Genomic DNA, 24,749 nt, shown 5'->3' with positions numbered 1-24,749 from the left:
TTTGGTGTCAAACGTCCTGGCAACAGCCTTAAACCCTTTTCGACGTACAGTCGCCAGATAACTTATTCCGCGCTTATTTTTCCGTTTTTCAATCCGGGCCATTTTTTTGCTCCATTTTTGCTCCATTTATTCATAAAAAGGTAGCATAAAATGGCAAAAGAAAGCAAGGGGCAGGAAGAATGGAGAAGGCAACAAAAAAGGCTTTATCCCGCTATTACTGGGATAAAGCCTTGTTTTTTGCTGGTGCCGGAGGTCGGAGTCGAACCGACATGATCATAAGATCGCTGGATTTTGAGTCCAGTGCGTCTACCAGTTTCACCACTCCGGCGTGGAGTTGTTTATACCGTATTTTTTACCGCACCGTCAAGGAGAATTAAAAACGTGGGGCCAATCAAACTCTATTTCGCGGTTTCGAGAAAAACATCACGAAGATGGCAGGCATAAACACAACCGGACCAGAGGGCAAGGACAAGGGAAATATAGATAAGAATCGTGCCCACCTGATATTGATAGGGCACCGGCAGGACTCCAGAGGGAAAAATCAGAAAACCCAGGCCAAAATATTGAAAATTGCTCTTCAGTTTACCGATAGATCCCGCTGCGACAACCTTCCCTGTTGTGGCCGCAAGGCCGCGGAACCCCGTCACGACGATCTCCCGGCAGATTATCAACAGGGAGACCCAGGCGGCAATTTTCCCCAGGGGAATCAGCATGATCAGAGCGGTTGTCACCAGAACCTTGTCAGCCAGGGGATCCATCAGTTTACCAAGCACGGTTTCAATATGGTACCTTCTGGCCACCCAGCCATCGACAAAATCGGTCAGAGCTGCCACGGTAAACACCATAAAACTTGCGAGCTCAATGCCGGTTGTCTGGTGCATGGAAAAAAGAATGATCAGCACCGGAATAAGGGCAAACCGAAAACTGGTAAGAATATTGGGAACCGAAAAGAGCTGTTTCATCGTAATTGGTCACAGAGTTACCTGTGGTCCCTGCCTATCTGGAAATTTTATATCTTCTGTATTGATCGAGCACCTTCTTCACATATCGTACCGTCTCCGGAAAAGGCGGCACATCGTTTAATTCCTGAACAAGCCTCGGGCCTGCATTGTAGGCTGCAAGTGAAAGCCGCACATTGCCTTTGAACATATCAAGAAGTCTTTTGAAATAGCGGGTTCCGGCATCAATATTCTGTCGGGCATTAAAGGAGTCTCTCACGTGGAGCTCCCTGGCTGTATCCGGCATGAGCTGCATCAACCCCCGGGCACCCCGTTTAGATACGGCCCTGTGATCAAAACCCGATTCCGTATGAATAATTGCCTTGATCAGAAAAGGATCCACCTTGTATTTTCTGGAAACCCTGGAAATCTCCCTGTCATATCGCTCCGGGTTATACTCTTTACTGCCGCCAAATGATACACGCCCCATGGTGCCGCCCTTCAGCACGATTTCATAGCATCCGGGCATGGAAGGTACATTGGTGAATTGAGTCCCGCCCCGTGCATTTCTGCACATAAACATTGCTGCCCGACCTTCCGTCCAGACCAGAAAAGTCATGGAACCAGCAATAACAGCACAGAGAAGCAGATCAATTTTCCTGATCATTTTTATACTTCCCGCAGCACTCTTCGCTGCAAAAATAAACCGTCTTCTCCCCTCGATGGTATCGAACCGCCTGTTTTCGGGGAACAAGTTTTCCGCAGATCGGGTCCTCCTCCAGTACATCGTCTACCGGCATCTCTTTTCTTTCGGTTTTTTCCGGCTCCCGGCCACTTCCCGCAGTGGTTCCAGCCCCAAAAATCAGACGATAGGCGATATAAACCAGGATGGCCAGGATAAGTATCCGTATCGGGCTCAAGGCTCACCCCACTTTCCACGAATAATCTCTTGACTCTTCATTATTTTGTCAGCAATCTTCCTTTTAAGTTCAGCTTCCATGCCCGCGACACTTTCCCCGGAAACAGGGTCCTTGAAACCGGGATCCAGCTCCACAAGCGGGCTTAAGACAAAGAGGCGTTCCCTGATTCCAGGGTGGGGCAAAATCAGCTCGGGTTCATCCAGAATTATTTCACCATAATAAAGCATATCAAGATCAAGCGGTCGGTCCTGGTACCCAAAGGTACCCGGTTTTCTCTTTCTGCCGAACGCCGCCTCAACGCGGAACAACTCCTGCAGAAGAGCTGAAGGCGGCAGCACCGTTTCAATTCTGCCCACCCCGTTGGTGAACCGGTGCTGACTGGACATCTCCACCGGAGCGCTCTTATATGGGCTGGAGAGATCCAGCAGCTCCACACCCTCCGCTTCACCAAGCATCCGCCAGCTGTCCTGCAGGATTGACGGACCGTCACCAAGATTAGAACCCAGACCTATAAAGACCCTGACCCTGTCCATCATCTCCTTCATTGTGACTCCTCACAGGTACCCAGGCTTTTTACAGATCATCCAATCCCAGGACATCAAACATGGAATAGACACCGTTTTCCCTGTCGACTACCCAGGCGGCAGCCGTGGCAGCACCCCGGGCGAAATGATCGCGGCTGTGAGCCCTGTGCACAAGCTCTATCCGCTCACCCTGCCCGGCAAAATAGATGGTGTGTTCACCGACAATATCAGCAGCCCTGATCGTCTGAATACCAATCTCTTCTGACCGCCGCTCACCTATGATACCGTTACGCTCGCAGACAGCCACTTCGGAAAGTTTCCTCCCCACGCCTTCCGCCGCCATCTCGGCCAGTTTCAGTGCCGTACCGCTGGGCGCATCCTTTTTCCTGTTATGATGGGCTTCGATGATTTCTATATCATAGTCATCCCCAAGAATGGCCGCGGTTTTTTTCGCCAGCTTAAAAAGAACATTGACGCAAACTGACATATTAGGCGCCTGCACACAGGGAAAATTTTTCGCCAGTCCACCCAGCTCAGCCAGATCTTCCGCCGACAATCCGGTGGTGCCGATAACCATTGCCTTTTTATGTTTGGCAGCCAGACGCGCAAACGCCATTGTTGCCTTGTGAAAGGTAAAATCAATAATAACATCGCCCTGGCTGATGACCGATTCCAACCCTTCACCGATAATGACTCCGTTTTCCTCGCCGACGGAGAGAAATCCGGCATCCTTCCCAATTGCGGGACTGCCGGGAACCTCAAAGGCAGCGGCAAATTCAAGCCGTGGATGGCGATTGACCATCAGCCCGACCCGTCGCCCCATCCTGCCGGCCGCACCGGCTATTATTACTTTTATCATAAATTCTCCCTCCCTCTCAAAGAATTCCCAGGTCTTTCATAGTTGCCTTCAACCTGGCCAGGGTGGCGTCGTCAATGGGTGCCATGGGCAACCGCGGTGTTCCATCCTTGATTTTGCCAAGGAGTTCCGCCCCTTTTTTGGCCGGAGCCGGGCTTGGCGCCGCAAACATCAACTTCATCAGGGGAAAGAGCCTGCGGTTCAGTTCATTGGCTTTAACCAGGTCTCCCTCAAGAGCCGATTCCATCAGTGCCGCCATCGCCTGGGGAAACACGTTTGAAACAACAGAGATAACACCTTTTGTGCCGACACAGATACTGGGCATTGCGGTAAAATCATCCCCGGAAAGAACGATAAAATCATCGGGACAGCTTCGCAGCACATCGGTAACCTGCTCCAGGCTGCCGCTCGCCTCCTTGATACCGATCACATTGTCCAGTTCGGCCAGTCGCGCCACGGTCTCCGGCAGCATATTGATCACTGTTCTTCCGGGAACATTGTACAGAAACATCGGAATATCCACTTTTTCAGCAATCTCTTTGAAATGGAGATAGATGCCTTCCTGATTCGGTTTATTGTAGTAGGGAACCACGGAAAGGACAGCATCCGCGCCACTTTCCCGGGCACTGTCTGTCAACTCAATAGCCTCAAGTGTGCTGTTGGCACCGGTTCCGGCCACCACGGGCACACGACCATTCACAGTTTTGACAGTGATATCAACCACCTTTTTATGCTCTTCAAAACTTAGCGTTGCTGACTCTCCCGTTGTTCCCACCGGAACAATACCGTGGGTGCCGTTTTTTATCTGAAACTCTATCAGGTCTTTCAGACCCTGCTCATCCAGTTTACCGTTAATAAAAGGGGTTACCAGTGCAACAAGCGCTCCGTGAAATTTTTTCATAACTCCTCCCTTATGTCACAAATGGAAGCCATATGCCTCTTCTCAATCTTCACCTCAATCCTGCAATTCAGCTTCCATTGGATTGTACCCAACAAAGGGTATAAATAGCCGGACCGGAAGGTCCGGCCGTTGCCGGCTCAACCGCCTTAATGCCTGAAGGCCGCTTTAGAGCAGAGCCTCAGCCGTTAATTTTCCTGCAAATATACATCGAGCGGGTCCCTGCAGAAATACATTTTCAGCAACAGGCCCATCAAGCAGATCAAAAAAAACCGTCAATTCCTCCCCGCCGGAAGTCACCACCTCCACCGGAGATTCCATTCCTTTCTGCATAGTCGCAAAAAGAGCGGCGGCAACAGCTCCTGTGCCACATGCCATAGTTTCGTCCTCCACTCCCCGCTCGTAAGTGCGAACCTTCAAGCGCCCGTCATCAAGAATTCTGACAAAGTTGGCATTGGCTCCCCCGGGCTCGAACAGTTCATGAAACCGAACCTTGCGCCCCAGTTTCTTCACGGCAATATCTTCGTCCTCAACAAATATCACGGCATGGGGTACACCGGTATTCACAAAGGCCACCGGCCGTTCCTCACCCCCGAGATTCATGGAAAGCCCCAATCTGAAATCAAAGGGCTGGGTCATCTGCAACCGGACAACCTCATCCTCCAGGATTTCCGCTTCAATTATTCCGGCACTCGTTGCAAACCGCATCTTCGCTTTCGCAATCCCATGTCGAAAGGCAAATCTGGCAGCACACCGTGCACCGTTACCGCACATATCAGCCAGAGAACCATCACCATTATAAAAAGACCAGGCGAAATCGGCCTTATCGGAATTTTCTATCAGGATCAAACCGTCCGCACCAACCGAAAACATCCGCCTGCAGATTTTTCCGGCGAACTCACTCTGTTCTTCCACGGGGACAACATTGTTTCTATTATCAATAATGACAAAATCATTGCCGGTCCCACTCATTTTTTCAAATTCGAGGGGAAAGGAAATGGACATAACCGCACTCCTTCTTCTTTAACTTCTCTCCGGGCTACTAACCAAGCGTATATGATTTTCCCATATCCGCCTGCAAGACAACAAAGCCCTCAACCGAGTTCTTTCCGATTAGAGGGCCTGTGTAATCCATCTGCTCAACCAGAACTCATTAATACCGTATTGTCGCCTCCCGCGATTTATCGCTTTCATTCACTGGTTTTGCCTTATCAACAGCAGTGACAGCCCAGTAGTACCTGATGTTATCTTTCGCGCCGGTGTCAACAAACAGAGTGTATACCGGAGCCACATCCCCCAGCAGTTCGTAGGAATCACTGTCCGCTGTGCGACGATAAACCCTGTAACCGCCCAGATCACTGTCCTCGTTCTTATCCCAGAATATTTTGACACCACCCGAAGTCCAGACTGCTGTCACACCGGAAGGCGGCAGGGGTGGTGTTCTGTCCACCGGAGCGGCTGCTATTTCCCTGCTTGTCTCACCTTCAACCAGCTCCTTTCCATGGACCAGCAGACTCTGTACCCTGTAAAAATATTTCTGGCCGTTACGAACCTGGCGATCAACATAGCTGGTTTTCACCACCGGCTCACCCAGTTTTTCGAACCCTTTGCCGCCCACGGAACGAAAAACCTGATATTTGACAGCCATTTTCAGGGATTTTCCATCTGCGCGGGTTTTCACCTGATGCCAGTTAAGAGTAATCTCACGATCCCCGGGGATCACGGTCAAGTCCTGCGGGGAGGCAGCCGGTTCAAACCAGGTGAAAGAAACAATATTCGAATCATCACTTGAAGCCCACCAGTTGGTGCGGGTCCGAATCTTGTAAAAATATTTATAGCCCGACTTCAACATGGAATCAGTATAGGCACCGGTTCGTCTCACCTTCCCGTCAATGGGTGGGCCTCCCGGAAGTTCAAGAGGTTCAGCAAAGGGCACAGGACAGTTACCGCAATAATCGTCCAGGGGAATCTCGGCTCGAAACAGCTCAAAGGAATCAATGGTATCAATTGTCGTACCCTTTATCGTCTCAACAGGCCAGGACCAGTTCAGCACAACACCCTGTTCACCAACCGTATAACGCAGATCATTGATCTGCTGCGGCACAACACTTTCGGGTGGAACCGGGTTGTTCTTGTATCCACACCCGGCTAGCAAAAGAAACAAAAGAACCGCGATACCCGGGAATCCCCCAATCTGCAACCTGAATCTACTTGTCATTGTGCTATCCCTAATTGTTTTTCGGCCTGGGCAACAGCCTCTTCAACCCGCACCTGAGCTGTTCCACCCGTTGATATCCGACTGTCCACGGATCCTCTCACGCTGAGCACTTCAAAAACATCTTTTGCAATAACATCAGAAAAACGGCTCAGCTCCTCCACACTCAGATCTTCCAGTTCACAGCCCTTATCCAGGCAGTAGGCAACAGCCCTGCCGACAATGGTATGGGCCTCCCGAAAGGGAACATCCTTCAACACCAGGTAATCGGCAAGATCCGTTGCCGTGATAAAACCGGTTTTCGTTGCCTCTTCCATGGTGGAAGTATTGAATTCGAGATTTTCCAGCAGTTCAGCCATGATGGAAAGGGAAGCGGAAACCGTGTCCACCGCATCAAAAACCGGTTCCTTGTCCTCCTGCAGGTCCCGGTTGTAGGTGAGCGGCAACCCTTTGACCAGGGTCAGCAGGCTCATGAGACTGCCGACGACCCTGCCACTCTTGCCACGGATCAGCTCCGGGATGTCCGGATTTTTTTTCTGCGGCATGATCGATGAACCTGTACAGAACTTATCAGAAATTTCCACAAAGGAAAACTCCTGACTTGACCAGAGTACAAGTTCTTCCGACAGTCTGGAGAGATGGAGCTGAATCATGGCACAGCATGAGGTAAACTCGATGGCAAAATCCCTGTCCCCGGAACTGTCCATGGAATTGGAAGTAACCCCGTCAAATCCCAGATTTTCCGCCACCTCCTCCCGATCGATGGGAAGCCCGGTTCCGGCCATGGCCGCACAACCCAGGGGAGAAAGATTCAGCCGCCTGCGACAATCCTCCAACCTGGAACAATCCCGGGAAAACATCTCGAAATAGGCCAGCATATGGTGAGATACCAGAACTGGCTGGGCCCGCTGCATATGAGTGTAACCCGGCATGAGCGAACCCAGGTAATTGCGGGCCAGCCTGACAAAACCCCTGTTGACTGCCTTGAGAAGCTCCATGAGCTGATCACACTGATCACGAAGATAGAGCTTGAAATCAAGGGCAACCTGATCATTTCTGCTGCGTCCGCTGTGCAGTTTGGCCCCGGCCGGACCGATGCGGTCAACCAGGGCTTTTTCGATATTCATATGAATATCTTCCAGCTCTGCTTTAAACTCGAAGGTCCCCGCCTCTATTTCCCGACCAATCTCCACGAGTCCGGAATCGATGTCCTCCAGCTCCTTCCTGGAGAGAATCCCCTGGCCAGCCAGCATGGCTGCATGGGCCCTGGAGCCGGCAATGTCATATTTATACAGCCTGGAATCGTACTGTATCGAGGCGGTGAATTCCTCTACCGAAGCGGCTGTTTTTTCACTAAACCGCCCTCCCCACAGCTTTTTCGAGGGATTCTTCTGCTTTTTTGAATCAGTCATAATAATTGGCAATTCTTCCTTCCAGACCACTCTTCTGTAAAGCGTTGATTTTCAGACGCAGTCCATTGAGACGGATAAATCCGGTTGCATCGGACTGATCATAGACATCATCCTCTTCAAAGGTGGCAAAATTCTCCTGGTAGAGGGACTGCACGGATTTCCTGCCCACCGGAGTACAGTTACCCTTGTAGAGTTTCATGCGGACAACACCATTCACTGTCTTCTGGCTGGCATCCATTGTGGTCTGGAGCAGCTCCCTTTCCGGGGAGAACCAGAAACCATTGTACACCAGATCCGCGTAACGCTGCACCAGGGAATCCCGGATCCGCATCACCTCGCGATCCATGGTGATCGTTTCCAGTGCCATATGCGCCGCGCGCAGCAGGGTGCCGCCGGGGGTTTCATAAACCCCGCGGGACTTCATGCCGACAAAGCGGTTTTCCACCAGGTCAAGACGACCTATCCCATTGGCGCCGGCCAGCTCATTGAGACGTAGAAAGAGCGGCAGGGGGTCCATCTTTTCCCCGTCCAGACCGATGGGATCACCGTTACTGAATTCAATCTCCAGGTAGGTCGGTTTGTCCGGTGCCGCCTCCGGAGAAACAGTCAACTGGTACATAGCCTCGTCCGGCTCCGTCCAGGGGTCTTCCAGCATCCCGCCTTCAAAACTGATATGAAGCAGGTTTTCATCGGAACTGTACGGCTTCTCCCTGGTGACCGGCACCGGGATTTCATGGTTTTCAGCAAACTCCACCAGTTTCTGCCGGGAATTAAGATCCCAGGTCCGCCACGGCGCAATGATCTTCAGGGTCGGGTCAATACCGATATAAGCCAATTCAAAACGAACCTGATCATTTCCCTTTCCTGTTGCCCCATGGCTGACACCATCGGCGCCCTCTTCCTTTGCTATTCTGATCTGCTCTTTGGCAATGATGGGGCGGGCAAGGGATGTCCCGAGAAGATATGTTCCCTCGTAGATCGCATTGGCCCGAAAAGCCGGGAAAATATAATCTTCCACAAATTCTTTCTGCAGATCGGAGATGATCACCTTCTCCGCACCGGTAGCAAGCCCCTTTTCCCGAACGGCGTCCCAGTCCTCTTTCTGTCCGATATCGGCGGCATAGGCTATAACAGGGCAGTTATACTCCTCTGCAAGCCACTTCAGGATTACCGATGTATCCAGCCCGCCTGAATAGGCAAGCACTATTTTTTTTACAGTCATTTATATCCTCTGTTTTCCTCATTTACATCATTGTCCTGAACCCGTGATAGGATGGCGAAAGGAGGCGGACAGGAAAAATATCACAAGCTGTCACGAATTCAGGATTGTCATTCTGTTCAACAGAAACAGCTTCCCGCCTCAGGCAAGGAATTTCTCCAGGATCGCCTTATGTATATGCATCTTGTTTTCCGCCTGATCGAAAGCGACACAGCGGCTTGATTCCAGCACCTCATCCGTTATTTCCTCCTCCCTGTGGGCCGGCAGACAGTGAAGCACAATGGCCCCCGCCGGAGCCCTCTCCAGCAGAGTTGTGTTCAACTGATAGGGGGAAAAAACCTTCAGCCTCTCCTCCTGTTCACTCTCCATTCCCATTGATGCCCAGACATCAACATTGATCACGTCAGCTGCCTGAACCGCTGCCACCGGATCATTCACCAGGGTAATTGTTTTTTCCGCCTCGGCCTGTCCCTCTCTCAGGATGGTTTCATCAGGCCCGTATTTCTCCGGGCAGGCAAGAGTCAACCTGAAGCCGATCTTCGCAGCCGCCTGAATCCAGGAATTCGCCATATTGTTGCCGTCCCCCAGCCAGACGATATGCAGGTCTTCAATATCGCCTTTTTTTTCGATAACCGTCATGATATCGCTCAGGATCTGGCAGGGATGATGCAGGTCTGTGAGCGCGTTTATCACCGGAACAGAAGCATAATCAGCCAGTTCATCCACCACATTCTGACCAAAAGTTCTGACCACCATGCCGTCCACATAGCGGGACATGACCCTGGACATATCTTTCAACGGTTCCGACCTGGCAAGCTGGGTATCCCGGCCTGAAAGGAAAATCACCTGCCCCCCCAGACCATACATGGCTGATTCGAAAGAGACGCGGGTCCTGGTTGAGGGTTTTTCAAAAATAAGACCAACCGTCTTTCCGGCCAGCTGATTATGGGCAACACCTTCACTTCTCTCCCTTTTCAGTTCAATAGCCCGCCGGACCAGACCGATCAGCTCGCCCCCTGTAAATTCCTGTAACGATCGTAAATGCTTTGGCACGTTTCTCACCTGGCTGAATTACCTCCCCACCCCTTTCACGGCCATCCGGAGGCCGCAGAACCTGTACAGCGGGGAGAAAAGAAGTATCATTACCTAAAAAAAAGACGATTTGCAAAGCATTTTCCCACGCAACCATGTAACTTCTGCCGTTTTACACTTCTGTCTCCGCCAGAACCCCATCAAGTGCTGTAATCAATTTATCAATTTCCGCCGTTGTGACAACCAGAGGCGGGACAAACCGTAAAGCGACATTGCCGGCAAAATTCATCAAAAATCCTCTTGCAAACATGGCGTTAACAATATCCGTTCCCACGGCAACAGCCGCATCAGTCAGGACAGCCCCGAGAATCATGCCAAGCCCCCGGACCCTGTTGATAATGTGGGGATAACGTTCTGCCAGTTTTTCCAGCTCCTCCCTGAAATAAAGACTTCTCTCCCTGACATCCGCAAGAAAGTCCTCCTCCAGCATCACATCCAACACGGCAACTGCGGCCGCACTGGCAACCGGATTACCGCCAAAGGTGGAAGCATGGGTGCCCGGCACAAAGGCAGCAGCAAGCTTTGTTGAAGTCAGCATGGCACCGATGGGCAGGCCGTTACCCAGCCCCTTTGCCAGGGTCATGATATCAGGAGTCACCCCCAGCTGCTCATAGGCAAACAATGTTCCGGTCCGGCCCAGACCGGTCTGGATTTCATCAAAGATGAGCAGAAGGTTCTTTTCATCACACAGTTTTCTGATTCCCTGCAGGTACTCTTTTTCAAGGGGTCTCACGCCACCTTCTCCCTGCAGAGGTTCACAGAGAATGGCACAGGTCCTGCCTGTTACCAACTTTTCAATGGCCTCCAGATCACCAAAAGAGGCGTGGAGAAACCCCGCGGGCATAGGCTCAAAGCCCTCATGAAACCTGGGCTGACCCGTAGCAGCAACCGTCGCCAGGGTCCGGCCGTGAAAGGAACCGGCAAGGCTGATAATCTCAAATCTCCCCTCGCCGCCGTTGATGCGGGCAAGCTTGATGGCTGCCTCATTCGCTTCGGCGCCACTGTTGGCCATAAAGACTTTTTCAGCAAAGGAATTGGCGACAAGAAGCTCAGCCAGACGAGTCATCGGCTCCGTATAGTAAAGGTTGGAGACATGGACCAGGCGGCCCGCCTGTTCACGGATCGCTTCAGTGACCCCCGGATGACAATGCCCCAGACCACAGACGGCAATACCCGCCAGAAAATCAAGATATTCCCGCCCGTCGCAATCAACAAGCCGGCACCCTTCTCCACTCACCATGGCCGCAGGATATCTGGCATAGTTGCCGATAAAAACAGCATCCGCCCTCTTTTTCAGTTCCGCATTTTCAGTTATTTCCATCAGTATATCTCCGTGCCGACACCTTCCGGCGTAAACATCTCCAGCAGAATCGAATGCTCCACCCTGCCGTCAACAATATATGTTTTTGCAACTCCACGACTGATTGCGTCCACGCAACAGCGGACTTTGGGGATCATCCCCCCCGCCACCGTCCCGTCATCAATCAACTGTTCCAGTTCACCACGGGGCAGGGTGGTAATCAGTCTGCCGTCCCGATCATTCACGCCGGGCACATCGGTGAGCAGAATCAGTTTTTCCGCTGCCAGTTCTCCGGCAATGGCACCGGCAACCAGATCAGCGTTGATATTGAAGGCCCGCCCGTCTTCCCCTACACCCACCGGGGCAATCACGGGAATAAAATCATTGCCGCTGAGACTTGCCAAAACACCGGGATTCACAGCAGTCACCTCGCCAACCCGACCAAGATCGATCAATTCGGGAGGATTAACACCTGTTTCCGCGCTGTCCACTCTGGAACTCACCCGCAGTTTGCGGGCACAGATAAGATCCCCATCCCTGCCGGAGAGGCCCACGGCCTTGCCACCGCAATGGTTAATCAAGCCGACGATTTCCTTATTCACCTTGCCCACAAGCACCATCTCCACCACGTCCATCACCTCTCCATCAGTGACGCGCATCCCCTGGACATAACTGGGCTTTATCCCCATACGGTCCAGTAACCTGTTGATCTGGGGACCGCCCCCGTGGACAATAACCGGATTAATACCCACCTGTTTGAGAAGAATAACATCGAGGGCAAACTGCTTCTTCAGGTGCTCGTCAACCATGGCGTGACCACCATATTTAATGACGATGGTCTTGTGCCTGAATTCCTGCATATAGGGTAAGGAATCGATCAGCACCTTGGCTTTTTCAATATTTTTTTCTACAATTTTCATAATGTCGTTTGTAATTGGTCACAGGGATAGCAACCCTGTGATTTTATTACCTCTGAAGTGTAATTGCTCACAGGTGCCGTAGATTTTTGCAGGCTCTTCTTCGCTACAACCTGCCTGTGCGGACAAAAGAGACCGTGAAAATGGGGTACCTGTGAGTAATTACTGTCGTTTTGGCAAAGTCGTATCCTTTGATCAATATCCCCCCCGTTTGGAAAAAAGTGAAAATATTGTACTGACTTATAAGGGGTAAGTAAAGTATTCTTTGAAGCGGTTTTTTTCGTTTCCAGAAGGGGCGGAAATTTCCAGCTCTTTACAATTACCGGCCAGTAAGCTACCATGCGCCCGATACTGAAGCCGGCACAAGTCAGGGACTGAACCACTTTTCCTGCCATCTGAATCCGTAAAGAGGTGGACCGAAGGGAAGCGAATGTTTTCCAGAAAGACCTGATCCAAATGCCGGGCAACCACCTGAAAGGGAGCAATACAATGAAGATTTTTTTTCATTCCCATATTGCAGTTTCACTGTTCACAGCACTTTTTCTGCTCTTCCCGGTCACCGTTTTTTCGGCAAAATCACCCATTCATATCGAAGCCGACCACATGACTTCAACGGAAAAAAGCAGCTCTGTAGTCTTTACCGGCGATGTAGATGCAAAACAGGGGGATGTGCGCATCCGTGCTGACAAGATGACCGTCTACTACACCAGGGCTGACAAAAAAAAGAAAAAGAACAGTCCCAAAATGGCCCAGCAGGTAGAGAAACTGATCTGTACCGGGAATGTGGAGGTCACCAGGGGCGACTGGCTGGGTACCGGAAAAAAAATGATCTATCTTTCAAAAGAAAGACAGGTTATCCTTGTTGATAACGCCAAGGCCTGGCAGGGACAGAACATGGTCAGCGGCAGCAAGATCATTTACTACCTGGACGAAGGTCGCTCGGAGGTTATCGGCAGGGTAGGAACAACAGTTTCCAAGTCCGGCAGAAAAAAGAAGAAAGCACGGGTCAATATGACCATTATTCAAAAATAACAGAATTATCTGTAAAACCCGGCTTACCGGATTGAGTTTTAGGCGTAGTCAGAAAACATTATGTCATTGCTGGAAACCAGAAATATCGTCAAACGCTACGGTCCCCGCACTGTTGTAGACGGCGTCAGCCTCCAGGTCACAACAGGTGTGGTGGTCGGCCTGCTAGGCCCCAACGGAGCAGGAAAAACAACATCGTTTTATTCCATTGCCGGATTCATCCGTCCGAACAAGGGAAATATTCTCTTTGACGGTGAGGTGATCACCAATCTTCCCATCCATAAGCGGGCCCTGAAAGGTATTTCCTATCTAGCCCAGGAGCCTTCCGTCTTCAAAAAACTGACGGTTGAAGAAAATGTACGGATAATTCTGGAACCGCTGGGACTGTCCAGGCAGAAGATCAACGCACGGATTGACGAGCTGATGGATGATCTCGGCATCGAATATCTCCGCCATAACAAGGGTCACGCCCTTTCCGGCGGGGAAAGAAGACGGGTGGAGATCATGCGGGCCCTGTCCACCAGGCCCAAATTCATCCTCCTGGACGAACCTTTTGCCGGAATTGACCCTCTGGCCGTCAACGACCTGCAGAAACTGATTTACAACCTCAAGGACAAGGGACTGGGAATTCTTATCTCCGATCATAATGTCAGAGAAACTTTGCAGGTTTGTGACTTTGCCTATATTATGAATGAAGGACAGATACTCACCTCCGGTGTGGCGGACGACATTATTGAAAGTGAAGTCGCCCGCAAAATGTACCTTGGTGAAAATTTTCATATGTAACTGATATTCCATGGCCCTCGAACTCAGACTCCAGCTCAAGCTGGCCCAGAAACTCGTGATGACGCCCCAGCTGCGTCAGGCCATCAAGCTTCTTCAGCTCAACAGGCTGGAACTCTCCGACGCGCTCCAGGCGGAAATTGAACAGAATCCGGCCCTGGAGGAGGATCTGTCCACTCCTGAAATCATCCAGAACCCGCAGTCCCTCTCCTCAACCATTGAACCGACCGGGGAAAAAGGCAGGGAACTGGACGTCACGGAGAAAGTGGAAATCTCTGACAAAATGGGCGAGGTAAACTGGGAGGATTACGCCAATAATTTTGATTCAAACTTCTCCTTTGCCCACGAAACTCCCCCCGCCGACACTCCATCCCAGTTTGAATTTATTTCCGAAAAACCGGGTTTGATGTCCTACCTGCAATGGCAGCTTGCCCATTGCGAACTGGACGAAAAAGAAATGGAAATTGCCCTCTTCATCATCGGCAACCTCAACCGCTACGGCTTTCTTGAAGTCGACCTTGCCCAGATTCAGGCCGAAACCGGCTGTGACCATGATGAAGCTGAATATGTTCTTGAGGTGATCCAGGATCTCGATCCTCCCGGCATCGCGGCCAGGGACGTAAGTGAATCACTCTACCTGCAGCTGGAGAGGATGGGCAGGGAAAACAGTCTGGCTGCCGAAATAGTAAAAAATCACCTGTCCCTTCTTGTTACCCGCAACTTCAAGGCAATTGCCAGGGCTACCGGAAAAAAGAAGCCTGAAATCAGCCGGGCAATCGATTTTATTACTTCTGAACTCTCCCCTTTTCCCGGACTGCCTTACACCAACGAAAACACCAATTATATTGTCCCCGATGTTTACGTACGCAAGATAGACGGCGAATATGTCATCCGCCTCAATGATGATGACCTGCCGAGGCTGAAACTCTCCTCCCATTACCAGGAGCTGCTGGAAACCTGCAAGGACCTGGAAAAAAAGTCAAAGAATTATATCAGCGACAAACTCAAAAATGCTGACTGGTTTATCAAGTCCCTGCACCAGCGCCAGCGAACCATATACAAGGTCGTGGAGAGCCTGTTGAAATTCCAGCGTGATTTCTTTGAACACGGCCCCCATTATCTGCGCCCCCTGATTTTAAAAGATGTGGCTGATGATATTGAAATGCACGAATCCACCATCAGCCGGGTCACCTCCAACAAATATGTCCACACGCCCCAGGGAATTTTCGAGCTGAAATATTTCTTCTCCACGGCCATCCCCCGCACCGAAGGAGATGCCCTGGCCGCCGAATCGATCAAGGCACGGATCGAAAAAATGATCAGGGAAGAGGACAAGGCCAAACCGCTCAGCGATAATGCCATTGCGAAAAAACTGGCAGAACAGAACATAAAGATCGCCAGAAGGACCGTTGCCAAGTACAGGGACCAGCTGAAGATCCTTCCGGTCAAACACCGCAGACACGCAAAATAACCCATGAGCCTGCTTGAACGGGTCTTCTATTTCCACCGGGAAGTGGTGAAGGGAAATTTCCCCAACTCAAAGAGTCTTTCGGCACAATTTGAAACTTCCCCGGCAACTTCCAAAAGAGATATTGCTTACCTCCGGGACCGTCTTCTGGCCCCCCTTGTCTTTGACCGGAAAAAGAACGGCTACAGGTACGGGGATGAATCCTTCGCCCTCCCCTTTGAAAACGGCCCCCGCATTGTTTTCCTGCTCACCATGCTCAACAGATTCGCCGGCGAAGCCGGGCTCGCAGAGCTGCCGGAAGTACAGCAGCTTGAAAAAAAACTGTCCAGCATGGTCCTGCCGGACTACCGGAAACTCCTGGAAAAAATTTCCTGTGAATGGATAGAAGTGGAAACTGTAGACCACCACGTTTTTGCTGCAATTTCAGAAGGATTAACCAGAGAGAAATTTTTAAACATCTCCTACCGGGCTCTCGACAAAAAGAGCAGCACCAGAAAAATCGCCCCCCTGCTCATTCACAACTACCAGGGACGCTGGTACCTGCTGGCCTACTGCAACCTGCGAAAGGCTAATCGCCTTTTTCATATGGCAAGAATCTCTACCGTGGAAATCACAGACAGTCCAACACCGTCCGAGACGACTATTGACAGGCAGAGCCTGCAGCAATCCTTTGGCATTTTCAAAGGCAGCCCCCGCTGCATAGCTGAAATCCTCTTCACGGGAACAGCAGCAGAACTGGTTCGCAACCAGCACTGGCACAGGGATCAGGAAATGCAACAGACCGACAACGGCTTACTGCTTCGGCTGCCGATCAGTGATTTCAGGGAAATCACCATGAAAATTCTGCAATACGGAAGATTGGCCAAAGTCGTCTCGCCTCCCGAACTGCAGGAGAAAATTATTTCCGAAATCAATGGAATGGCAGAAATTTACATGGCCGGAAGCCAGGGTAGCCTCACAAAATAACAGTTCAAAACTCCCTCGATATATGATACTGTTATGCCTGCGTTTCTTTTAAAGCAGCTTACTGTGTTCTAGATTGAACTCAATGTCGTTAACTTAAGGACAAGATGGTTAAGGAAAGTTCCATTCTGACCTTGGCCGAGGGTGTCTGCAGCCAGGACGGCTGCAGACAAGCCCCCAGAGACGGGTTTATGGCGTCCCTCGGACAAAGTCGGAATGGGACTCACCCCTTAAGTTAACAACATTGGCCCCTGAACTTTAATTGTTCACCTGCCGCAGCTTTTCACCGGGCGGACAAAAGAGACCGTGAAAAGATGGGGGGCCTGTGAGCAATTTTGAAAACATTACTGGAGGCGTATAATATGCATTCTCTCATTATTATTTCAACTACTTTCGAAAGGAAAGAGGATGGTGAAAAAATCGCGGAGATACTGCTGGCTGAAAATCTTATCGGTTGCGCTCAACTTTCCGGCCCTGTACAGAGTCATTACCGCTGGCAGGGGAAAACAGAAATATCAGTGGAATATCTTCTGCAGCTGAAAACGGCCGAATCAAAATACAGCCTGGTGGAAAAGAGAATAAAGGAACTGCATCCCTATGATTTACCGGAAATTGTTGCCGTACCGGTGAGTCATTGCAGCAACGAATATCTCAACTGGGTGGTGGGGGAGACAGGAGGATGAAAAAGCAGGAAGAAAAAAAGAAAAAAAATTACAGAAGAAGAAAAATAGGGGAATACAGGTGCCACTGCTGCGGGAAAAAACAGGAGTTCTGCTGGAGTTGCCCCTGCGGTTTTCAGATCTGTAAGGAATGTTTTGAGGAAAACAAGTGGGGCATCAGTAACGGGCCGACCTGGATCTGCCCGGACTGTGAACGTATCCGGATGATGTAGAAATAATGTTATAAAAACATAAAGTTACCAGCTCGAAGAAAACCTGAAAAGGAGGTTTGACTGCATATATCCGAGAGATATTGCGCATTACTCGAAAATGCAATAGTATGCGCACATCTCCTTTAATCAATGTTATTGAATACTCTTTATTATGAATGTATCTACCCATAATTACGACGAAAGTAAGATAAAGACCTTGAGTTCCCTGGAACATATCAGAAAGCGACCGGGAATGTATATCGGTCGTCTCGGTGATGGTTCGAACCAGGATGACGGTATTTATATTTTACTGAAAGAGGTTGTCGATAATGCCATTGATGAATTTATAATGGGAGCAGGGAAACGGATCGATATCACCATTAAAGATGATGGCAGGGTGGCTGTCCGGGATTTTGGCAGGGGTATTCCCCTGGGAAAAATTGTCGACTGTGTTTCAGTTATCAATACCGGTGCTAAATATAACACTGATGTGTTTCAGTTTTCAGTCGGCCTCAATGGTGTTGGTACAAAAGCAGTTAATGCATTGTCTGAAGAGTTTCGTGTAACTGCCTGGCGTGACGGTAAATTTGCAACAGCTTTCTTTCGAAATGGAGATCTGGTTGAAGAGAAGAAAGGGCAGGCTGATTGCAAAAACGGCACACTTATAGAGTTTCTGCCGTCGAGGGAAATGTTTCCGGGATTTCGTTTTGATCCCCTTTTTGTGGAAAAAAGGATGTGGAGATATGCGTATCTCAATGCCGGGCTTAAATTGTATCTTGATAAAAAACTTTTTTATTCAGCCAACGGGTTGCTGGATCTGCTCGACAAGGAACTGGATGGAGCTAACCTGTATAAACCGATTTATTATAAGGAGGGGACTCTGGAGTTTGCCTTCGCCCATACGGATTCCTTCGGGGATACGTATTTCACCTTTGTCAACGGGACATATACCAGTGAGGGAGGAACGCACCTGTCGGCTTTTCGGGAAGGTATTCTGAAGGGAATTAACGAATACGCCGGCCGGAAATTTGTCAACAAAGATGTTCGGGACGGTATTGTCGGGACCCTGGCCATAAAAATCAAGGATCCGGTCTTTGAATCCCAGACCAAGAATAAACTCGGCAACACAGAAATCCGATCTTTTGTGGTCAACAAGGTGAGGGACGCGGTTTCGAGCGCATTGTACAAGGATACCGAATCTGCTGATATCCTGATTGAAAAAATCCTCAGAAATGAAAAGGTGAGAAAAGAACTGCAGTCCGTACGCAAGGAGGCACGGGCCAAGGCCAAGAAAGTGGCTCTTAAGATCCCCCAGCTCAAGGACTGCAAATACCATCCGTCCAGGAAAAAGCCATCGGAAAAGAACCAGGAAAACATGCTCTTTATCACCGAGGGGCAGTCTGCGGCCGGGTCAATTGTTTCTTCGCGGGACCCGTTAACCCAGGCGGTTTTTTCCCTGAAGGGCAAGCCGATGAATGTACTTGGACAGAAACTGGCTGTTCTTTACAAAAATGACGAAATGTATTCGCTTATGCGTGCACTTGATATCGAAAATTCCATAAGCGATCTTCGCTATGACAAAGTCATTCTGGCCACGGATGCAGACGTTGACGGCCTGCATATCCGTAATCTGCTGCTGACATTTTTTCTTCACTATTTTGAACCCCTGGTAAAGCTCGGTTATATCTATATTCTCGAAACCCCTATTTTCCGGGTGAGGACAAAAAAAGAAACCATTTACTGTTATTCCGAAAAAGAAAAAAACAGCGCGACCCGGAAACTGCAGGGGAAAGGGAAAAACAAAAAAGTTGTGGAGACCACACGATTCAAGGGACTTGGTGAAATTTCACCAAAAGAGTTCAAGCAGTTTATAGGGCCGGACATCAGGCTGAAACAGGTAACTCTCGATTCTTTGAGCGAAGTCTCGAAAGTTCTTTCATTCTACATGGGGAAAAACACTCCGGACCGTCGAAAATATATCATGGAAAATTTAATCTTTGAGGACTGATGCAACTATGGAATCAACTGCAGGTACACTCCATCAGCTTTTTGATAAAAATTTTCTTGAATACACTTCATATGTTATCAGGGAGCGGGCCATTCCTTCCATTGATGATGGTTTAAAGCCGGTCCAGCGTCGTATTCTTCAGACCCTGTTCAACATGGAAGACGGCAGGTTCCACAAGGTGGCCAATGTTGTCGGAGAAACCATGAAACTCCATCCCCACGGGGATCAGTCAATATTTGCCGCTCTGGTCAATCTTTCCAACAAGGGTTATCTCATCACCCAGCAGGGCAATTTCGGCAATGTTCTCACCGGGGACCGGGCCTCTGCAGCCAGATATATTGAGTGCAGACTTTCACCGCTTGCAAAGGAAATCCTCTTTAACAGGGATTTGACGGAATACGTTGAATCCTATGATGGCAGAATGATGGAACCGGTGACACTGCCCGCAAAAATTCCTCTTCTTCTGCTCCAGGGAGCTGAAGGGATTGCCGTGGGCATGGCCACAAAGATAATGCCCCATAATTTCTGTGAATTGCTGGAGGCCCAGAAGAAAATCCTGAAAGGGGAGGAATTTGTTCTTTTTCCCGATTTCCCCCAGAAAGGGTTTGTTGATGTCAGCAATTATGATAACGGCAATGGAAAGATCCGTTGCCGGGCAAGGATCGAAGAGCAGAACGAAAAAACAATAATAATTAAGGAAATACCCTACACAACCACAACCCAGTCATTGACTGATTCGATTGAAAAGGCGGCCAAGGCAGGAAAAATCAAAATTGTTTCCATAAACGATTATACCGCGGAAGAAGTCGAAATAGAGATTAAACTTGCGCGGGGTGTATACGCAAAAGACACGATCAAGGCCCTTTACGCTTTCACCGATTGTGAAATATCCATCACTCCCAACCTGACACTCATTAACGGCACAACCCCGGAAACAACCACCGTTACCCGTGTGCTTGAGCATAACACCCGGAAATTAAAAAATGATCTGCAGAAAGGGCTGGAAATTGATCTGGGCAGACTGGAAGAGAAACTGCAGGCCAGGCTGCTGGAACAGATTTTTATCGAGGAGCGTCTCTATAAAAATATTGAGGAGGAGACAAGTTATAAAGCTGTTATAAAAAGTGTGGAAACAGGTCTGGCACCGTTCAGCGGGGAGCTTCTGAGACCGGTTACCGTAGAGGATATTGAGAGGTTGCTTGAGATCCGGATTAAACGTATCTCCCGGTGGGATATCAATAAACAGAAGAAGGAAATCAACAGGATACGAAAAGAGATCACCGGGATAAAAAAATCCCTGCAGGACATGGTTCAATATACCATTTCATTCCTTGATGAACTCCTGGAGAAGTACGGTCATTTATATCCGCGAAGGACGAAAATCAAGAGTTTCTCGGAAGTCAGCATCAGGAAAGTGGCTCTTTCCAACCTGGTTATCGGTTATAATCGTAAAAGCGGATTTCTGGGCAGCCAGATCAAGGTTGAGGATGAAAAAAAGGATCAGTCTGTTACCTGTTCGGAATATGACCGGCTGTTTCTTATCTTTACAAATGGTCTGTACAAAATTATTCCGGTAACGGAAAAGCTTTTTGTCGGCCATGAGCTGGAGTGGCTTGGAGTTGTAAAAAGAAAGAGTGTTTTTAATGTAATATACCGGGACGGAAAAACCAGTCAGGCCTATGTGAAACGATTTAAGACACCGAAGTTCATATTGGAAAAGGAATACCGGCTTTTTCCGGAGCATAAAAAATCCAGGATTCTTCTGCTGACCCAGGGAGAAGAGCAGTTTGCCAGGGTATATATGACACCGTCCCAGAGGGCCAGAACCAATGTTCTGGATGTTATCTTTGATGACTATCTTATAAAAGGCGTTGCAGCGAAGGGAAAGAGAGTCTCAAACAGGACGGTGCGCAGGGTTGCCAGGTCCGCCGGCCCCAGGACGGAGCCGGCGAAAAAAAACCTCGTGCTGCCGGGTCTTGACAAGGACGCTGAGTGAATTCATGCCAGCCTTATGTTCCTTGCCCGGCTTTCACGGTCACTTTATAGTCCGCACAGGCAGGTTGTGCAGCCAGGAAGAGCCTGCAAAAGTCCTTTGGAACCGCGTAGTTTACCTATTATAAGTTCAAAATTTCCCCACGAAGTGAATGATTGCCGGCGTGGACAATTTTCACGTCGATAAAGCTACCCGGAACTGGACGTCCAGGGGGGCAGGGCAGGTGTACTATGTGGTTGGTGTCGGTGCGACCCCTGGCCCCTGTTTCCGAGCACTCTTCTATCATGATACTTTTTGTCTTTCCGAGAAACTCTCTGTTGCGCTCCAGGCTGATCTCATCCTGCCTGGCTTGAAATCGCGACAGACGCATGGATTTAACGCTTTCTTCAACCTGAAGTTTTTTATCAAATGTACTGGCACGGGTCCCGGGTCTGTCGGAATATTTAAAAGAAAAAGAACCATGGTAACGCACGGTTTCCAGGAGCTGCATTGTCCCTGCAAAATCGTCTTCAGTTTCTCCAGGAAAACCGACTATAATATCGGTAGTCAAGGCAATATCAGGGCAGAATTCTCTTAATTTAGCCACTTTTTCAAGATAGCCGGCCACACTGTATTTCCGATTCATTCTTTTGAGCACGGAGTCGGACCCGGCCTGGACAGGCAGATGGAACTGCGGGCAGAGAATATCGATATCCCTGAAGCAGGTCATCAGCTCTTCCGTCAGGTCCTTGGGGTTGGAAGTGGTGAATCGCAATCTTTTCAGACCTTGTATTGCTGCAACATCATGAAGCAGGTCACTGAAAGAATAATTCCTGTTTTCAGGATGGACTTCATTGGTCTTACCGTAGGAATTCACATTCTGTCCAAGGAGAGTGATTTCCTTTACGCCTTCATTAACCAATACTTTAACTTCGTCAACTATATCTCTGTACTTACGTGAAACTTCACGACCTCTTGTGTAGGGTACGACACAGTATGTGCAATAGTTGTTGCACCCCTGCATAATAGTGACAAATTGACGAAAAAGGGTGTTACCCTGATCATTTCCGGAAACTGAAGAGGGCAGCAGATTTGGAATGTCATACTGATCTTTAAGATCGGTGGCCACTACAGATCCGCTCCGGCTGGTTTCTTCGAGAAGTTCTGCGATATTGTAAATATTCTGGGTGCCGATTACCAGATCCACATGATTCATCCTGTCAATGATTCGACTCCCTTCCTGCTGGGCAACGCATCCGGCCACACATATTTTAAGGGCAGGGTTTTTCTGCTTGTTTTTTCGCAGGTAGCCAAGCAGGCTCATAACCTTCTGTTCAGCTTTAGCACGAATAGAGCAGGTGTTGAGGACGACAAGATCGGCATCGTCCAAATCCATCCCTTCAATGTAGCCATGGCCCGCCAGTGACTGGGCAATGATTTCCGAGTCCCGCTCGTTCATTTGACAGCCGAAGGTTTTAATGTAAAAAATTTTATCTGCCATAGAAATAAAATCAACTTTTATGTTTATGTAAGTGATTTGACGTAGGTAATAACCCTGCTATGCTGGAGAGTAGTGAAAACACCTCCTTTTCACTTTTGTCACCATAGCGGAGAACAACCAGTCCTTTTTTGTTTTCAATACAGGAGAGAACAGCCAGATTGTCATATCCTTCAAGGATGAATTTCAGAAAATGATATCTTTCCGGACCGATTCTCAGGAACAACTCTTTGAAATTTTCAGTTTCTTTCATAATTTCAGACTGAGAGGCTGGCATCCAGAGGTACGTCCAGGTCTTCTCTGTTGTTTTCAAGCAGCGGGGTAACCAACTGCTCCAGAAATTCTTCCGTCTGCTCCTTGGCTCTGCCGGTGAACTGGGAAAAATCACCGATGAGTTCCTGGATTTCTTCAAGAGAGAAGGGGACTCTTTTATCTCCGGCCAGTCGCAAAAGAAGATCATTGTCACCACCTTCCTCCTTAACTACTTTGCCGGCAGCAAATGCGTGTTCCTTGATGAGTTCATGCATCTCCTGTCTGCTGGCTCCTCGTTCGACAGCCTCCATCAGTATTTTTTCAGTTGCCATAAAGGGCAATTCAGCCAGGAGCTGTCGCTTGATTTGGTTCGGATAAACAACCATATTGGAGGTAATGTTAATAAATAACTTTAATATTGCATCTGTGAGGAGGAATGCCTGGGGGATATCCATGCGTCTGATGGCGGAATCATCAAGTGTTCTCTCAAACCACTGATTTCCATAAGTTGAGCTGAAATTCTGAACAAGCCCCATCAGTTTTCTGGCCAGTCCGGTCATTCGTTCGGAACGCATTGGGTTTCTTTTATAAGCCATGGCTGAGGAGCCCGTCTGGTTTTCTGCAAAAGGTTCTTCCTGGACCTTTAAATTAGAGAGCAGGCGCAGATCAACCGCGAATTTATGGGCAGTTGCGCCAATACCGGAAAGTGTTTCTGCAAGTTTCATATCCTGTTTTCTGCTATAGGTCTGGCCGGTAACGCTGAAAACGGCATCAAAGCCGAGTTTTTTTGCAACCAGTTTATCAAGTTTATTCACCTTTTCGTGATCACCTTTGAAGAGCTCCAGAAAAGTAGCCTGGGTGCCGACGGTGCCTTTGGCCCCCCGGGCTTTCATCTTATCAAGAAAGAAATCAACATATTCAAGATCCATTAATAAATCCTGAATATACAGAGTATTGCGTTTTCCGACGGTGGTCGGTTGCGCCGGTTGATAGTGAGTATAACCCAGGGTTGGAAGGTTTTTAAATTGAGCGGAGAATTGAGCAAGATTCCGAATGACACCGAGAAGAGCTTTTCTGACAAGACGAAAAGCTTCACGTTGAATAAGCAGATCTGTATTACAGACAACGAATTGAGAAGTAGCGCCAAGATGGATTATACCTTCGGCGGAAGGACAGTGTGTCCCATATTCATAAACATGAGCCATAACATCATGCCTGATCTCTTTTTCTTTAGCTGAAGCAATGTCATAATCAATATTATTAATGTTTTTTCTAAGCTCATCGAGCATTTTTTCATTGATAATATTGTTCAGGCCGAGCTCAAATTGTGCCTCGGCAAGAGCGACCCAGCATTTTCTCCATGTGGTGAATTTTTTTTCTTCTGAAAACAGATATTGCATTTCATTGCTGGTGTATCTGCTGACCAATGGTTCCTGGTAAATATTTTTTTTCATAATATCTCCAAAATTTCTGGATAATTAATTTATATTGTTATTTTTACGTTGTAATTAGATATGAAGACCGGATCGCGGTTCGAAATTAGATCCCGTGGACAATCTTTGACTTCTTTCTATAGCATTATTTTTGCCTGTTTACACCACGATAATAGGCGAG

General features: G+C 48.9%; 24 protein-coding genes and 1 tRNA gene. 8 read left to right on the top strand and 17 right to left on the bottom strand.

What is annotated here, in order from left to right:
- Nucleotides 1-241 precede the first annotated feature (241 nt).
- From ACXLDX_RS09500 to argB, 14 genes are all read right to left on the bottom strand, one after another.
- Nucleotides 242-328 (bottom strand) — tRNA-Leu (locus ACXLDX_RS09500).
- Nucleotides 329-398: 70 nt separating this feature from the next.
- Nucleotides 399-962 (bottom strand): CDP-diacylglycerol--glycerol-3-phosphate 3-phosphatidyltransferase, encoded by a 564-nt coding sequence (gene pgsA, locus ACXLDX_RS09495; RefSeq protein ID WP_457576940.1) that lies wholly within the window; start codon nt 960-962, stop codon nt 399-401.
- A gap of 34 nt (nt 963-996) precedes the next feature.
- Nucleotides 997-1,605, bottom strand: coding sequence for a lytic transglycosylase domain-containing protein (locus tag ACXLDX_RS09490; RefSeq protein ID WP_457576939.1), 609 nt, complete (start codon nt 1,603-1,605; stop codon nt 997-999).
- On the bottom strand, nt 1,589-1,858 hold the full coding sequence (locus ACXLDX_RS09485; protein WP_457576938.1) for a TRASH domain protein: 270 nt from the start codon (nt 1,856-1,858) through the stop codon (nt 1,589-1,591). The genes ACXLDX_RS09490 and ACXLDX_RS09485 overlap by 17 nt, the downstream gene beginning before the upstream one ends.
- Nucleotides 1,855-2,403: a 2-amino-4-hydroxy-6-hydroxymethyldihydropteridine diphosphokinase gene (folK, locus tag ACXLDX_RS09480; RefSeq protein ID WP_457576937.1), complete on the bottom strand. Its 549-nt coding sequence runs from the start codon at nt 2,401-2,403 to the stop codon at nt 1,855-1,857. Before folK ends, ACXLDX_RS09485 begins: the two co-directional genes overlap by 4 nt.
- Before the next feature lie 28 nt (nt 2,404-2,431).
- Nucleotides 2,432-3,241, bottom strand: coding sequence for a 4-hydroxy-tetrahydrodipicolinate reductase (gene dapB, locus ACXLDX_RS09475; protein ID WP_457576936.1), 810 nt, complete (start codon nt 3,239-3,241; stop codon nt 2,432-2,434).
- Nucleotides 3,242-3,257: 16 nt separating this feature from the next.
- Entirely contained in the window at nt 3,258-4,139 is an 882-nt protein-coding gene (dapA, locus tag ACXLDX_RS09470) for a 4-hydroxy-tetrahydrodipicolinate synthase (protein ID WP_457576935.1), read from the bottom strand.
- A gap of 165 nt (nt 4,140-4,304) precedes the next feature.
- On the bottom strand, nt 4,305-5,141 hold the full coding sequence (dapF, locus tag ACXLDX_RS09465) for a diaminopimelate epimerase (RefSeq protein ID WP_457576934.1): 837 nt from the start codon (nt 5,139-5,141) through the stop codon (nt 4,305-4,307).
- 148 nt (nt 5,142-5,289) lie between these two features.
- Complete coding sequence (locus ACXLDX_RS09460; protein ID WP_457576933.1) at nt 5,290-6,354, bottom strand: fibronectin type III domain-containing protein; 1,065 nt, start codon at nt 6,352-6,354, stop codon at nt 5,290-5,292.
- Nucleotides 6,351-7,763 (bottom strand): argininosuccinate lyase, encoded by a 1,413-nt coding sequence (argH, locus tag ACXLDX_RS09455; RefSeq protein ID WP_457576932.1) that lies wholly within the window; start codon nt 7,761-7,763, stop codon nt 6,351-6,353. Before argH ends, ACXLDX_RS09460 begins: the two co-directional genes overlap by 4 nt.
- Complete coding sequence (locus tag ACXLDX_RS09450) at nt 7,756-8,985, bottom strand: argininosuccinate synthase (protein WP_457576931.1); 1,230 nt, start codon at nt 8,983-8,985, stop codon at nt 7,756-7,758. The genes argH and ACXLDX_RS09450 overlap by 8 nt, the downstream gene beginning before the upstream one ends.
- A gap of 138 nt (nt 8,986-9,123) precedes the next feature.
- On the bottom strand, nt 9,124-10,035 hold the full coding sequence (argF, locus tag ACXLDX_RS09445; protein WP_457576930.1) for an ornithine carbamoyltransferase: 912 nt from the start codon (nt 10,033-10,035) through the stop codon (nt 9,124-9,126).
- A gap of 151 nt (nt 10,036-10,186) precedes the next feature.
- The gene (locus ACXLDX_RS09440) at nt 10,187-11,395 is read right to left on the bottom strand and encodes an aspartate aminotransferase family protein (protein WP_457576929.1); all 1,209 of its coding nucleotides are present in this window, start codon (nt 11,393-11,395) and stop codon (nt 10,187-10,189) included.
- On the bottom strand, nt 11,395-12,294 hold the full coding sequence (argB, locus tag ACXLDX_RS09435) for an acetylglutamate kinase (RefSeq protein ID WP_457576928.1): 900 nt from the start codon (nt 12,292-12,294) through the stop codon (nt 11,395-11,397). The genes ACXLDX_RS09440 and argB overlap by 1 nt, the downstream gene beginning before the upstream one ends.
- Before the next feature lie 486 nt (nt 12,295-12,780).
- Here argB and lptA point away from each other — a divergent pair, with 486 nt between their 5' ends.
- The 8 genes from lptA (at nt 12,781) to ACXLDX_RS09395 (ending at nt 21,409) form a co-directional block, all read left to right on the top strand.
- Nucleotides 12,781-13,323 carry a lipopolysaccharide transport periplasmic protein LptA gene (gene lptA, locus ACXLDX_RS09430; protein ID WP_457576927.1) on the top strand — a complete coding sequence of 181 codons (543 nt, stop codon included), beginning with the start codon at nt 12,781-12,783 and terminating at the stop codon, nt 13,321-13,323.
- Between the two features lie 60 nt (nt 13,324-13,383).
- A complete protein-coding gene (lptB, locus tag ACXLDX_RS09425) occupies nt 13,384-14,106 on the top strand; it encodes an LPS export ABC transporter ATP-binding protein (protein WP_457576926.1) in 723 nt (240 codons plus the stop codon).
- Between the two features lie 10 nt (nt 14,107-14,116).
- Nucleotides 14,117-15,574, top strand: coding sequence for an RNA polymerase factor sigma-54 (gene rpoN, locus ACXLDX_RS09420; RefSeq protein ID WP_457576925.1), 1,458 nt, complete (start codon nt 14,117-14,119; stop codon nt 15,572-15,574).
- Between the two features lie 3 nt (nt 15,575-15,577).
- Nucleotides 15,578-16,537 carry a helix-turn-helix transcriptional regulator gene (locus ACXLDX_RS09415; protein WP_457576924.1) on the top strand — a complete coding sequence of 320 codons (960 nt, stop codon included), beginning with the start codon at nt 15,578-15,580 and terminating at the stop codon, nt 16,535-16,537.
- A 359-nt stretch (nt 16,538-16,896) separates the two neighbouring features.
- Entirely contained in the window at nt 16,897-17,217 is a 321-nt protein-coding gene (gene cutA, locus ACXLDX_RS09410; protein ID WP_457576923.1) for a divalent-cation tolerance protein CutA, read from the top strand.
- Nucleotides 17,214-17,426: a hypothetical protein gene (locus tag ACXLDX_RS09405; protein ID WP_457576922.1), complete on the top strand. Its 213-nt coding sequence runs from the start codon at nt 17,214-17,216 to the stop codon at nt 17,424-17,426. The genes cutA and ACXLDX_RS09405 overlap by 4 nt, the downstream gene beginning before the upstream one ends.
- 151 nt (nt 17,427-17,577) lie before the next feature.
- Complete coding sequence (locus ACXLDX_RS09400) at nt 17,578-19,413, top strand: DNA topoisomerase IV subunit B (RefSeq protein WP_457576921.1); 1,836 nt, start codon at nt 17,578-17,580, stop codon at nt 19,411-19,413.
- A 7-nt stretch (nt 19,414-19,420) separates the two neighbouring features.
- Nucleotides 19,421-21,409, top strand: coding sequence for a DNA topoisomerase IV subunit A (locus ACXLDX_RS09395; RefSeq protein WP_457576920.1), 1,989 nt, complete (start codon nt 19,421-19,423; stop codon nt 21,407-21,409).
- A gap of 118 nt (nt 21,410-21,527) precedes the next feature.
- Here the strand turns inward: ACXLDX_RS09395 and miaB are convergent, their stop codons facing one another.
- From miaB to purB, 3 genes are read right to left on the bottom strand one after another with little or no spacing between them, the layout of a single operon-like run.
- Nucleotides 21,528-22,886: a tRNA (N6-isopentenyl adenosine(37)-C2)-methylthiotransferase MiaB gene (miaB, locus tag ACXLDX_RS09390; RefSeq protein ID WP_457576919.1), complete on the bottom strand. Its 1,359-nt coding sequence runs from the start codon at nt 22,884-22,886 to the stop codon at nt 21,528-21,530.
- A gap of 10 nt (nt 22,887-22,896) precedes the next feature.
- Nucleotides 22,897-23,136: a DUF4911 domain-containing protein gene (locus ACXLDX_RS09385; protein ID WP_457576918.1), complete on the bottom strand. Its 240-nt coding sequence runs from the start codon at nt 23,134-23,136 to the stop codon at nt 22,897-22,899.
- A 4-nt stretch (nt 23,137-23,140) separates the two neighbouring features.
- Nucleotides 23,141-24,589 carry an adenylosuccinate lyase gene (gene purB, locus ACXLDX_RS09380; RefSeq protein WP_457576917.1) on the bottom strand — a complete coding sequence of 483 codons (1,449 nt, stop codon included), beginning with the start codon at nt 24,587-24,589 and terminating at the stop codon, nt 23,141-23,143.
- Nucleotides 24,590-24,749: the final 160 nt, after the last annotated feature.

It is taken from the genome of Desulfomarina sp., from assembly GCF_054039375.1.
This window is presented reverse-complemented; position numbering and strand designations above follow the sequence as displayed.

Excerpts from the sequence above, each read along its gene's own strand:
- pgsA (WP_457576940.1), bottom strand. The coding sequence starts at position 962 with ATGAAACAGCTCTTTTCGGTTCCCAATATTCTTACCAGTTTTCGGTTT.
- ACXLDX_RS09490 (WP_457576939.1), bottom strand. The coding sequence starts at position 1,605 with ATGATCAGGAAAATTGATCTGCTTCTCTGTGCTGTTATTGCTGGTTCC.
- folK (WP_457576937.1), bottom strand. The coding sequence starts at position 2,403 with ATGAAGGAGATGATGGACAGGGTCAGGGTCTTTATAGGTCTGGGTTCT.
- dapB (WP_457576936.1), bottom strand. The coding sequence starts at position 3,241 with ATGATAAAAGTAATAATAGCCGGTGCGGCCGGCAGGATGGGGCGACGG.
- dapA (WP_457576935.1), bottom strand. The coding sequence starts at position 4,139 with ATGAAAAAATTTCACGGAGCGCTTGTTGCACTGGTAACCCCTTTTATT.
- dapF (WP_457576934.1), bottom strand. The coding sequence starts at position 5,141 with ATGTCCATTTCCTTTCCCCTCGAATTTGAAAAAATGAGTGGGACCGGC.
- ACXLDX_RS09460 (WP_457576933.1), bottom strand. The coding sequence starts at position 6,354 with ATGACAAGTAGATTCAGGTTGCAGATTGGGGGATTCCCGGGTATCGCG.
- argH (WP_457576932.1), bottom strand. The coding sequence starts at position 7,763 with ATGACTGATTCAAAAAAGCAGAAGAATCCCTCGAAAAAGCTGTGGGGA.
- ACXLDX_RS09450 (WP_457576931.1), bottom strand. The coding sequence starts at position 8,985 with ATGACTGTAAAAAAAATAGTGCTTGCCTATTCAGGCGGGCTGGATACA.
- ACXLDX_RS09440 (WP_457576929.1), bottom strand. The coding sequence starts at position 11,395 with ATGGAAATAACTGAAAATGCGGAACTGAAAAAGAGGGCGGATGCTGTT.
- argB (WP_457576928.1), bottom strand. The coding sequence starts at position 12,294 with ATGAAAATTGTAGAAAAAAATATTGAAAAAGCCAAGGTGCTGATCGAT.
- lptA (WP_457576927.1), top strand. The coding sequence starts at position 12,781 with ATGAAGATTTTTTTTCATTCCCATATTGCAGTTTCACTGTTCACAGCA.
- lptB (WP_457576926.1), top strand. The coding sequence starts at position 13,384 with ATGTCATTGCTGGAAACCAGAAATATCGTCAAACGCTACGGTCCCCGC.
- rpoN (WP_457576925.1), top strand. The coding sequence starts at position 14,117 with ATGGCCCTCGAACTCAGACTCCAGCTCAAGCTGGCCCAGAAACTCGTG.
- ACXLDX_RS09415 (WP_457576924.1), top strand. The coding sequence starts at position 15,578 with ATGAGCCTGCTTGAACGGGTCTTCTATTTCCACCGGGAAGTGGTGAAG.
- cutA (WP_457576923.1), top strand. The coding sequence starts at position 16,897 with ATGCATTCTCTCATTATTATTTCAACTACTTTCGAAAGGAAAGAGGAT.
- ACXLDX_RS09405 (WP_457576922.1), top strand. The coding sequence starts at position 17,214 with ATGAAAAAGCAGGAAGAAAAAAAGAAAAAAAATTACAGAAGAAGAAAA.
- ACXLDX_RS09400 (WP_457576921.1), top strand. The coding sequence starts at position 17,578 with ATGAATGTATCTACCCATAATTACGACGAAAGTAAGATAAAGACCTTG.
- ACXLDX_RS09395 (WP_457576920.1), top strand. The coding sequence starts at position 19,421 with ATGGAATCAACTGCAGGTACACTCCATCAGCTTTTTGATAAAAATTTT.
- miaB (WP_457576919.1), bottom strand. The coding sequence starts at position 22,886 with ATGGCAGATAAAATTTTTTACATTAAAACCTTCGGCTGTCAAATGAAC.
- ACXLDX_RS09385 (WP_457576918.1), bottom strand. The coding sequence starts at position 23,136 with ATGAAAGAAACTGAAAATTTCAAAGAGTTGTTCCTGAGAATCGGTCCG.
- purB (WP_457576917.1), bottom strand. The coding sequence starts at position 24,589 with ATGAAAAAAAATATTTACCAGGAACCATTGGTCAGCAGATACACCAGC.